Genomic DNA, 10,908 nt, shown 5'->3' on the forward strand with positions numbered 1-10,908 from the left:
CTCCGGTGACGGCTCACCGTTACCCGCGCACAGGGGTGCGTCTGCCGCACCCCGTCCGTCATCACGAAAGGAATTCCATGGACTCCGCCCGACGGCCGATCCTCTTCGTCACTCTTCCGGAGAGCGGGCTGGCCAATCCGCTGCTCGTCCTCGCCGAGGAGCTCTCCCGGCAGAACGTGCCGGATCTCTGGTTCGCCACCGATGAGCCGCGCCGCGAGGATGTGAAGAGGATCTCGGTGGGGTCCCCGGTGGAGTTCGCCTCGCTGGGTGAGGTGGTCACCGAGTTGTCCGCGGTGACGTGGGACGACGCGGTCTACCGTGAGGTCACTCAGTCCTCGCGCTTCAAGGCGCACCGCGCGGTGGTCCGGCACTCCTTCAAGCCCGGACGGCACGAGGAGAAGTTCCACCGGCTGGCGGCCGTGGTCGACGAGGTGCGGCCGGCGCTGATGGTCATCGACTGCATCAGTTCTTTCGCGATCGAGCTGGCGACTTCGCGCGGGATTCCGTATGTGCTCAGTGTGCCGTTCGTGCCGAGCAATGTGCTGACGGCGTTCATGCCGTTCGGCAAGGGTTACACCCCGCGGGATTTCCCCGTGCCGCATACGGGGCTGCCGTATCCGATGACGTTCGCGCAGCGCGTGAGCAACGCGCTCTTCAAGTGGCGGACCCTGGCGATGTTCTGCACGCCCGAGATGAGCAAGGTGGTGGCGGAGGAGAAGCGGCGGCGCACGGCGCACGGGCTCGGAAAGCCCAGTCTGATGGCGCGGATCGACCACGCCGATCTGGTGCTGTGCAATTCGATCGCCGAGCTGGATTATCCCTTTGAGATTCCGGCGAAGATGCGGCTGGTCGGTGCGATGGTGCCGCCTCTGCCGGAGGCTCCGCAGGACGACGGTCTTTCGCGGTGGCTGGATGAGCAGTCCTCGGTCATTTACGCGGGGTTCGGGACGATCACCCGTCTCACCCGTGGCCAGGTCGAGTCCATGGTGGAGGTCGCCCGCCGGCTCCAGGGACGGCACCAGGTGCTGTGGAAGCTGCCCTCGGAACAGCAGCATCTGCTGCCGCCGGAGGAGTCGTTGCCGGCGAATCTCCGTTTCGAGAGCTGGGTGCCGTCGCAGCTGGATGTGCTGGCCCATCCGAAGGTGAAGGTGTTCTTCACCCATGGTGGCGGCAACGGTTACAACGAGGGCGTGTACTTCGGCAAGCCGCTCGTGGTCCGGCCGTTGTGGGTGGACTGCTACGACCAGGCCGTGCGCGGCCGGGACTTCGGCATCAGCCTGACCCTCGACCGGCCGCGGGACATCGACGTCGACGACGTTCTCGACAAGCTCACACGGGTGCTGGAGACCCCTTCCTTCCGCGAGAACGCGGAGCGGCTCGGTGCCCTGCAGCGTGCGGCGGGCGGCCGGGAGACCGCCGCCGAGCTCCTCCTCGGACATCCGGCCCTGGCCCCGGCCCGCGCGTAGGGCCGCTCGCACACGCACGTACCCACGAGGACCACGAGGAAGAGAAGGAAGAGGCAGCGGATGTCGTTCAAGTACCCCGTGTCCAGGCCCGCTCTGGACAGCAAAGAGCTGGAGTATCTGACCGGTGCCGTCGAGGACGGCTGGATATCGTCGCAGGGCCCGATGGTCGGGCGCTTCGAGCGCGCCTTCGCGGACTACAACGGTGTCGCGCACGGCGTGTCCTGTTCCTCCGGGACGGCGGCCCTCACGCTGGCCCTGCGGGCCCTGGGCATCGGCCCCGGTGACGAGGTGATCGTCCCGGAGTTCACCATGATCGCCTCCGCATGGGCCGTCACCTACACCGGCGCGACCCCCGTCTTCGTCGACTGCGCGGACGACCTCAATATCGATGTCACCCGCATCGAGGAGAAGCTCACCGCGCGGACGAAGGCCATCATGCCCGTCCACATCTACGGCCGCCGCTGTGACATGGACGCGATCATGGACATCGCGTACCAGTACAACCTGCGGGTCGTGGAGGACAGTGCCGAGGCCCACGGCGTCCGCCCGGTCGGGGACATCGCGTGCTTCTCACTGTTCGCCAACAAGATCATCACGGCCGGTGAGGGCGGCATCTGCCTCACCGACGACCCCAGACTCGCCGGGCAGCTGTCACACCTGCGCGCCATGGCGTTCACCAAGGACCACAGTTTCCTGCACAAGAAGGTCGCCTACAACTTCCGGATGACCGCCATGCAGGCCGCCGTCGCGCTCGCCCAGACCGAGCGCCTGGACGAGATCCTCGAGGTGCGCCGCGGCATCGAGAAGCGCTACGACGAGGGCCTCGCCGACGTCCCCGGCATCACCCTGATGCCGCCGCGGGACGTGCTGTGGATGTACGACCTGCGGGCCGAACGCCGCGAGCAGCTCCGTGACTTCCTGGCCGGGGAGTCGATCGAGACCCGGCTGTTCTTCAAGCCGATGAGCCGGCAGCCCATGTACTTCCACCCCGACTGGCCCTCGCTCAAGGCGAACACGTTCGCCGAGGACGGGCTGTACCTGCCCACCCACACCGGCCTGACCGCCGACGACCAGGACCACGTGATCGACCGGGTCCGCGCGTTCTACGGCGCCGGCTGACGGCCCGTTCGAGAGGGGATACCGACCCATGACGCACACCGACCCGGCCATACCGCCGGCCTGCCCGGTCTCGGCCCGGACGGCTCCGGCCGTGCCCGAGACGGACCCGCTGACCGTCGACTTTCCGGTGCGCAGGCCCGGCGTACCGTTCCCGCCGCCCGACTACGCCGACTACCGCGACCGGAAGGGGCTGGTCCGCTCACACCTGTCCGACGGCAAACGGGTGTGGCTGGTCACCCGGCACGAGGACGTACGCACCGTACTGACCCACCCGGGCATCAGCTCCAACCCCGAGCACGAGGGATTCCCCAACGTCGGGAACCTGGGCGTGCCCAAGCAGGAGCAGATCCCGGGCTGGTTCGTGGGAATGGACTCCCCCGAGCACGACCGGTTCCGCAAGGCCCTCATCCCGGAGTTCACCGTCCGGCGCGTACGCGCGATGAAGCCCGCGATCGAGCGCACGGTGGACGCGCAACTGGACGCCATGCTGGCCGCGGGCAACACCGCCGACCTCGTCGCCGACTTCGCCCTGCCCATCCCCTCCCTGGTGATCTCCGCACTGCTCGGCGTGCCGCCCGCCGACCGCGAGTTCTTCGAGTCCCGGACCCGGGTCCTGGTCTCCCTCCGCTCCTCCACCGACGACGACCGGATGACCGCCGCCAAGGACCTCCTGCGCTATATCAACCGGCTGGTGGAGATCAAGCAGAAGTGGGGCGGCGACGACCTCATCACCCGGCTGCTGGCCACCGGCGCCATCGCCCCGCACGAGATGTCCGGCGTGCTGATGCTGCTGCTCATCGCCGGCCACGAGACCACGGCCAACAACATCGCGCTCGGCGTGGTCACCCTGCTGACGAACCCCCAGTGGATCGGCGACGACCGGGCCGTGGAGGAGACCCTGCGCTTCCACTCGGTCGCCGACCTGGTGTCCCTGCGCGTGGCGGTCCAGGACGTGGAGATCGCCGGACAGCTCATCAAGGCGGGCGAGGGCATCGTGCCGCTGGTCGCCGCGGCCAACCACGACGAGAGCCTCTTCGCCTGCCCCCACACCTTCGACCCCTCCCGCTCCGCCCGCCACCACGTGGCCTTCGGCTACGGCGTGCACCAGTGCCTGGGGCAGAACCTGGTACGGGTCGAGATGGAAGTCGCCTACCGCAAGCTCTTCGAACGCATCCCCACCCTCGAACTCGCCGTGCCCGTCGACGGTTTGGACATCAAGTACGACGGCGTGCTCTACGGCGTGAACGAGCTGCCCGTCCGCTGGTAGCCGCGCCCGGCCCCGTCCGCCCGGTGGCGCGTACGCGTACACCGGCCACCGGGCGGCCTTCATCCACCACAGGAGAGACACCGACATGCGCATCACCGTTGACCCCGACCGCTGCGTCGGGGCGGGCCAGTGCGTGCTGAACGCGCCCGCGCTCTTCGATCAGGACGACGACGGGCTCGTCACGCTCCTCACCGAGCCCGGTACCGGCCAGGAGTCCGCCGCCCGGCTGGCGAGCGGGCTGTGCCCGTCCCGGGCGATCACCGTGCACGAGGGCTGACGCCCGCACCGGGCAGGAGCTCGTGTCCGAACCCCGGCCCGTTCCCCTCAACCGACGAGAGTGCTCGAGAACGATCCGGGAGTGATGGTGCCCGTCCACACAGCTGACTACACGATCCAGCCGCCCGCCGACGCGGCGCATGCTGATGCCCGGGGCGGCCGCACGCTGCCCGAGGTGTTCGAGACCGCCGTGGAATCCGTCCCCGACGCGGTGGCCGTCGTCGACGGGGACCGCTCCTGGACGTGGGCGCGGTGGCGGGAGGACGTCGGCGCGCTCGCCCGCGGACTACAGGAATCGGGCGTCGCACCCGGCGACGTGGTGGCGGTGCGGCTGCCGAACTGCTGGGAGCTGCAGACCCTGCACCTGGCCGTCGCGGCCATCGGAGCGGTACTGCTGCCCGTCCACCAGGGCACCACGCCCCCGGAGGTCCGCGCGCTGCTGACCCGGGCGGAACCCGTCCTGCTCGTCCTGTCGGCCTCCGGGAGCGAGAGCCCGGCGACGGCCCGTTCGCTGCTGGAGAGCGTGCCGTCGCTGCGCGGCGTGCTGGTGGCCGGGGAGCCGGAGACGGGGTGCGAGAAGGCAGAGGAGACAGCGGACGAGGAGGCGGAGGGCGAGGAGCCGGGAGTCGGGTCACTGGACGGGCTGCTGGCGGCCTGGGCGGGCCGCGGGCCCCGGCCGGTGGACGTCACCCCCGATATGCCGCTCGTCCTGGTCCCCTCCTCCGGTACGGCCTCGGCGCGTCCCAAGCTCTGTGTGCACAGCCACGACGGTCTGCTGTCGAACACCGTGGCCGTCACCGCCGAGGCCGCCGACGCCTTCGCCGGTACGGTCCTCACGGCCTGCCCGATGACCCATCTGTTCGGCCTCCAGGCCATGCACGCGGCGCTGTTCGCCGCCCGCCGGCAGGTCCTGTTCGCGGGCTGGGACGTGAACCGCTTCCTGGAACTGGCGCGGGAGCACGACCCCCGCGTCGTCTTCGCCGTGCCCGCCCAACTGCGGGATGTCGTTGCGCGGCTGGCCAGGACGGGCGAGCCGACGGGCTTCACCCCGTACCAGGTGCGTACGGCGGGGGCCGCCGTCGCACCCGCGCTCGCCGCACAGGTACGCACCGTCCTCGGCTGCGAACTGGTCGTGGTGTGGGGCATGTCCGAGATCGGCACCGGCACCCGCACCCGGGCCCACGACCCCGACGGCAGTGTGGGAGTGCCGGTCAGCGGGGTGGACGTGCGGGTCGTCGACGAGCACGGTGGAGTGTGCGCGCCGGGCGTGACGGGCGTGAGGGGTGAACTCCAGTACCGGGGGCCGGGGTTGTTCCGCGGCTACTTCGGCGAGCCGGAGCTGACGCGCGCGGCCCTCACCGATGACGGCTGGCTGCGGACCGGCGATCTCGCGGCCATCGGCGCGGACGGCGTGGTGGTCCTGCACGGCCGGGCGGACGAGCTGATCAATACCGGGGGCCGGAAGTTCAGCGCCACCGAGGTCGAGGGGCTGCTCGCGAACCTGGCGGGCCTGGGCCCGCTGGCCGTGGCCGGCGCACCGGACGACCGGCTCGGGGAGTACCCGTGCCTGGTCGTGACCGACCACACGGACCGCACGATCGGCCTGTCCGAGGTCACCGCGTTCCTGCGCCGGCTGGGGCTCGCCGACCACAAGATCCCCCTCGAACTGGTCACCGTGCGCGAGCTTCCCCTCTCCCCCGCCGGGAAGCTCGACCGCCGGGCGCTCAAGGGGCTGCTCGCCGGCCTTGAAGCGGTGACCGTTCCGGCCCGTCTCGGTGCGATCCCGCCGTACACGGCCGAGGAGGCGCTGGACCTCGTACGCGACTGCGTCGGCCGGCTGCTCGGCAACGACGGAACCGCCGTCCCCTTCTCCCCCGACACCGACTCCTTCTCCCCTGACACGGACTTCCGCCGGCTCGGCCTCGACTCCATCCTCGCGGTACGGCTGCGGAATCTGCTGCGGGAGGAGACCGGGCTGCCGCTCCCGGTGACGCTGGCCTTCGACTTCCCCACCCCGCGGGCCGTCGCGCACGTACTGGCAGAGCAGGAGGACCCGTCCCTGGAGGACCCGTCTCGGGAGGAGCCCTCTCGGGAGAAACTGTCTCGGGAGGAGCCGTGGGAGATCCCGGCGGACGGTCCCGACCCGGTGGCGATCGTCGCCATGGCCTGCCGGCTGCCGGGCGGAGCCGACTCCCCCGACGCCCTGTGGGAGCTGCTCGCCGACGGGACCGACGCGATGTCCCCGTTCCCCACCGACCGCGGCTGGGACCTGGACCGGCTCTTCGACGAGGACCCCGACCGCCCGGGCACCTCCTACGCGCGCGAAGGCGGCTTCCTGCACGACGCGGGCGACTTCGACGCGGGCTTCTTCGGCCTGTCCGACCAGGAGGCGACGGCGACCGATCCACAGCAGCGGCTGCTGCTGGAGGCGGCCTGGGAGACCTTCGAGCGGGCGGGCATCGACCCGAGGTCCGTGCGGGGAACCCGTACGGGCGTGTTCACGGGCGCGATGGACCGCGGCTACGGCGCCCACGCGTCCGCCACGCCCAGCGCGTGGGAGAGCATGCTCATCACCGGGACTTCCGCCAGCGCGATCTCGGGGCGCATCGCCTACACCTACGGGCTCGAAGGCCCCGCGCTGACGGTCGACACCGCCTCCTCGTCCTCCCTCGTCGCCCTGCATCTGGCCTGCCGGTCCCTGCGGTCGGGCGAGACCGACCTGGCGCTGGCCGGCGGTGTCACCGTCATGGCGACCCCGGCGCCCTTCGCCCACTTCTCACGGCTGCGCGCACTGTCCCCCGACTCCCGCTCCATGGCGTACGCGGACGCCGCGAACGGCTCCGCGTGGTCGGAGGGCGCGGGACTGCTGCTGCTGGAGCGGCTGAGCGACGCCCGGCGCAACGGACACCCCGTCCTGGCGCTCGTACGGGGCTCCGCCGTGAATCAGGACGGCGCCTCCAACGGGCTCACCGCGCCGAGCGGGCCCGCACAGCAGCGCGTCATCCGCGAGGCCCTGGCCGACGCCGGGCTGACGCCGCGGGACGTGGACGCCGTGGAGGGGCACGGCACCGGCACCCCGCTCGGCGACCCCATCGAGGCCCAGGCCCTGCTGGCCACGTACGGCCAACAGCGGTCCGAGGAGCGGCCGTTGTGGCTGGGGTCGGTGAAGTCGAACATCGGGCACACCCAGGCCGCCGCCGGGGTCGTCGGGGTCATCAAGACGGTGCTCGCGCTGCGCCACGGCGTCCTGCCGCGCACACTGCACGTGGACGCGCCCTCGGCCAAGGTGGACTGGTCCGCCGGTTCGGTACGGCTGCTGACCGAGGCCCGGCCCTGGCCGCGGGAGAGCGGTATCACACGCCGGGCGGGGGTCTCCTCGTTCGGGCTCACCGGCACCAACGCGCACGTGATCCTGGAGGAGGCACCGGGCAAGGAGGCACCGGGCGAGGAGACGGCTGAGCGAGCGGGAGGGGCTCCCGGCGAGGTTCCGGAAGAGGTGCGCCACGAGTCCGGGGCAGGCGGGACTTCCGACACAGGCCCTGGGGGCCCGGAGGCAGCCGGTGACGCGGCCGCGCCCTGGGTGCTGTCCGCCCGCAGCCGGGCGGCGCTCCGCGCGCAGGCGCGGCGCCTGGCCGAGCACGTGACCGCCGACCCCGGTCTGCGCGCCCGGGATGTCGCCCATGCCCTGGCCACCACCCGCGCCCTGCACCGGCACCGGGCCGTCATCAGCGGCTCCGACCGGGCACAACTGCTCTCCATGACAGCTCAGTTCGGACGCGGTGAGCGAACCGCGGGTGTCACCCCGCACGAGTCCGCACCGGGCGGGCCGGCCTTCGTCTTCTCCGGGCAGGGCAGCCAGCGCGGCGGCATGGGTCGCGAGGCGGCCGAGGCGTTCCCCGTCTTCGGGCAGGCGCTGCGCGAGGTGTGCGCCGCGCTGGATCCGCTGCTGGCGCGGCCGCTGACCTCCGTGATGTGGGCGGCTCCTGGCTCCCAGGAGGCGGCCCTCCTCGACGACACCACCTACACGCAGCCCGCGCTGTTCGCGGTCCAGGTCGCCCTGTACCGGCTGTTCGAGTCCTGGGGCGTGGTCCCCGGCCACCTGGTGGGGCACTCGGTCGGCGAGATCTCCGCCGCACACGTGACGGGCGTGCTCTCTCTCCAGGACGCGTGCACCCTGGTGGCGGCCCGGAGCAGGCTGATGGGCGCGCTGCCGCCCGGCGGTGCGATGGTGGCGGCGCGCATCACGGAGGCCGAAGTGACCCCGTGGCTGGCGGAGGTGACGGACTCCGTGTCGATCGCGGCCGTCAACGGGCCGCACTCCCTAGTACTCTCGGGAGCCGAGGCCCCGCTCGCCGCGCTCACGGACCGGCTCGCCGCCGCCGGCCACAAGACCCGGAAGCTCATGGTGAGCACCGCGCCCCACTCGCCGCTGATGGACCCCATGCTGGAGGAGTTCCGCGTGGTCGCCCGTACCCTGTCCTACGCCGCGCCCGCCGTTCCCCTCGTCTCCACCGTCACCGGCCGCCCGTTGACCGGCGAGGAGGCGCGCGACCCGGACCACTGGGTGCGGCACGTGCGGCAGTCCGTACGCTTCGAGGACGCGATCGGCCGGCTCCGCGACGAGCACGTCACCGGGTTCCTGGAGCTGGGTGCCGAGCCGGTGCTCACGCCGATGATCGACGAGTGCCTGGAGCCGGCCGGCCCGCAGCCCGGGGTCGCCGTGGTGCCGAGTCTGCGCGCCGGGGTACCGGAGCGGCACGCCCTGCTCACCGCGGTCGCCCGGGTGCACGCCCATGGCGTGCCCGTCGACTGGGACGCGGTGCTTCCCGGGGCCCGGCCCGTCGCCCTGCCGACGTACGCGTTCCAGCGGCGGCGGTTCTGGCTGGCGCCGGCTCCGATGACCGCGGTGGGCTCGGCGGGTCCAGTGGGCTCGGCCGGCGACGGGGGCGTCGCGGATGCCGCAGCTTCCGAAGGTGTCGCAGTCACCGCGGTTGCGGCGGGCGGGGTGGTGGCGGCCGGTGAAGAGCCGCCGGGACTGGAGGCCCGCCTGTCCGGTCTCGACGACGCCGAACAGGACGCACTCGTACTGGCCCTGGTTCTCGCCGAGACCTCGGCCGTGCTCGGCGGCCAGGAGACGGGTGGTGAGGAGACGGGTGGTGAGGAGCCCAGTGACGCAGACGGCAACCGCACGTTCAAGGAACTGGGCATTGGCTCGTTGAACGCCGTCGAACTGCGCAACCGCCTCATCGCGGCCACGGACCTGCGGCTTCCCTCCACGCTCGTGTACGACTACCCCACGCCGAACGCCATCGTCCGGCTCGTCCGCGAACGACTGGCCCGGCCGACCGCCCCCGCACGCGATGTCTCCTCTGTCGTGGCCGAGTTGGAGTCCCTGGTCACGGCCGGTGCAGAGGTCTCGGCGGAGACGGTGGCACGGTTGAGGGCGGTGGCACGGTGGAAGGCGGAAGCGTCGGAGGCGACGGGGTCGGGCGAGGGCACGGGCGCCAACCCTGGCGGGACGCCGGACCTGGCCCCCGGAGGGGCGCTGGACCTGGCGTCGGCCAGCGACGAGGAACTGTTCCGGCTGATGGACGCCGGGAGTTGACAGGTCGAGAGTTGACGAGTGGGGCCCGCCCGACTTCCCGGTCCGGAGCGGGCCCCTCGCCAATTCTAGGTAATTCCACGCTATTTCGCGCCGTATGGTCCCGTTATGAACTCCCCTTCCGCGGCCGCGGTACTGACCGCCCGCCGCATCGCCGTGTCATTCGTGGCCGCCATATCGGCAGTGGGGGTCACCCCGGTGGGGACCACCCCGCCCCTCGCCTCGGCCGACCCGCTCGGTGCGCCCACCGAAGCGGGCCGGCACGCGCCGAAGGCAAAGCTCGCCACGCAGAGGCTTCCGTTCACCCACGCCACGGTCGCCCAGCAGCAGGGCGGCTCGTTCACCGTTTCCTGGCAGGCGCCCGACGCGGGTTCGGTGACCGTCTACGCCGGTGACAAGGCTGTGGCGCACGGCGGGCCCGAGGCCACCATCACCGTACGCGGACTTCCCGCCACCGACCGCCAGTGGTTCCGCCTCGCCCCCGACCAGGGCGACCCGCTCACCCTCGCGGACCGCTCGCTCCGCTTGGAGGGCGCCGCCGACTTCCACGACGCGGGCGGCTGTCGCACCACCGACGGCCGTTGGGTGAAGATGGGCATGCTGTACCGCACCCACGACCTGCACGCGCTCACCGACGCCGACCTGGCCAAGCTCCAGCGCCTGGGCATCCGTACGGATGCCTCCTGCCGGCGGTTCGTCTCCAAGCCCTCGGCGATCGACGCCTGTCGTTCGCTGTTCCGTCTTGCCGGCGACGCCCGTTCCTACCCGCTCGTCCACCACTGCGAGGGCGGCCAGGACCATACGGTCTGGGCCACCGCCGCCCTGCTCACAGCCTTGGGCGTGGACCGTGACATGGTCATACGGGACTGCCTGACCACGGTCCTGGACGCCGGGGCCGCCGCGTATCTGAACGCATCCTTCGACAAGGTCACGGCCCGCTTCGGCACCTTCGACGCCTACCTGCGGGACGGGCTGCGTCTGAGCGAGCAGGACCTGCGACGGCTGCGAGCAGCGCTGCTCACCGGCTGACCTCCGCCCTGATCGGCACCGGCCATCGGCACTGGCCATCGGCACTGGCCATCGGCACGAAAGAACGTCCCCCCTCCCGGCCGGGAGGGGGGACGTTGTGTGTTGTGTGTTGTGTGTTGTGTGTTGTGTGTCTATACGGAGTTACCGGT

6 protein-coding genes are annotated in these 10,908 nt (G+C 71.5%); all 6 read left to right on the forward strand.

The window, feature by feature from the left end:
* Positions 1-77: 77 nt before the first annotated feature.
* The 6 genes from ACFY12_RS27475 to ACFY12_RS27500 all read left to right on the forward strand — a co-directional run bounded on the left by ACFY12_RS27475 (position 78) and on the right by ACFY12_RS27500 (position 10,759).
* Positions 78-1,466 carry a glycosyltransferase gene (locus ACFY12_RS27475; protein WP_390718583.1) on the forward strand — a complete coding sequence of 463 codons (1,389 nt, stop codon included), beginning with the start codon at positions 78-80 and terminating at the stop codon, positions 1,464-1,466.
* Positions 1,467-1,526: 60 nt separating this feature from the next.
* Positions 1,527-2,585 (forward strand): DegT/DnrJ/EryC1/StrS family aminotransferase, encoded by a 1,059-nt coding sequence (locus ACFY12_RS27480; protein WP_390718584.1) that lies wholly within the window; start codon positions 1,527-1,529, stop codon positions 2,583-2,585.
* Between the two features lie 28 nt (positions 2,586-2,613).
* Positions 2,614-3,852 carry a cytochrome P450 gene (locus ACFY12_RS27485; protein ID WP_390718585.1) on the forward strand — a complete coding sequence of 413 codons (1,239 nt, stop codon included), beginning with the start codon at positions 2,614-2,616 and terminating at the stop codon, positions 3,850-3,852.
* Positions 3,853-3,937: 85 nt separating this feature from the next.
* On the forward strand, positions 3,938-4,129 hold the full coding sequence (locus ACFY12_RS27490; protein ID WP_390718586.1) for a ferredoxin: 192 nt from the start codon (positions 3,938-3,940) through the stop codon (positions 4,127-4,129).
* Positions 4,130-4,213: 84 nt separating this feature from the next.
* Positions 4,214-9,733 (forward strand): beta-ketoacyl synthase N-terminal-like domain-containing protein, encoded by a 5,520-nt coding sequence (locus tag ACFY12_RS27495; protein WP_390718721.1) that lies wholly within the window; start codon positions 4,214-4,216, stop codon positions 9,731-9,733.
* A 105-nt stretch (positions 9,734-9,838) separates the two neighbouring features.
* Positions 9,839-10,759, forward strand: a complete 921-nt coding sequence (locus ACFY12_RS27500) for a tyrosine-protein phosphatase (protein ID WP_390718587.1) — start codon at positions 9,839-9,841, stop codon at positions 10,757-10,759.
* The last annotated feature ends 149 nt before the right edge of the window (positions 10,760-10,908 follow it).

Source organism: Streptomyces sp. NPDC001339 (assembly GCF_042895955.1).
Lineage (GTDB): Bacteria > Actinomycetota > Actinomycetes > Streptomycetales > Streptomycetaceae > Streptomyces.

Excerpts from the sequence above, each read along its gene's own strand:
- ACFY12_RS27475 (WP_390718583.1), top strand. The coding sequence starts at position 78 with ATGGACTCCGCCCGACGGCCGATCCTCTTCGTCACTCTTCCGGAGAGC.
- ACFY12_RS27480 (WP_390718584.1), top strand. The coding sequence starts at position 1,527 with ATGTCGTTCAAGTACCCCGTGTCCAGGCCCGCTCTGGACAGCAAAGAG.
- ACFY12_RS27485 (WP_390718585.1), top strand. The coding sequence starts at position 2,614 with ATGACGCACACCGACCCGGCCATACCGCCGGCCTGCCCGGTCTCGGCC.
- ACFY12_RS27490 (WP_390718586.1), top strand. The coding sequence starts at position 3,938 with ATGCGCATCACCGTTGACCCCGACCGCTGCGTCGGGGCGGGCCAGTGC.
- ACFY12_RS27495 (WP_390718721.1), top strand. The coding sequence starts at position 4,214 with ATGGTGCCCGTCCACACAGCTGACTACACGATCCAGCCGCCCGCCGAC.
- ACFY12_RS27500 (WP_390718587.1), top strand. The coding sequence starts at position 9,839 with ATGAACTCCCCTTCCGCGGCCGCGGTACTGACCGCCCGCCGCATCGCC.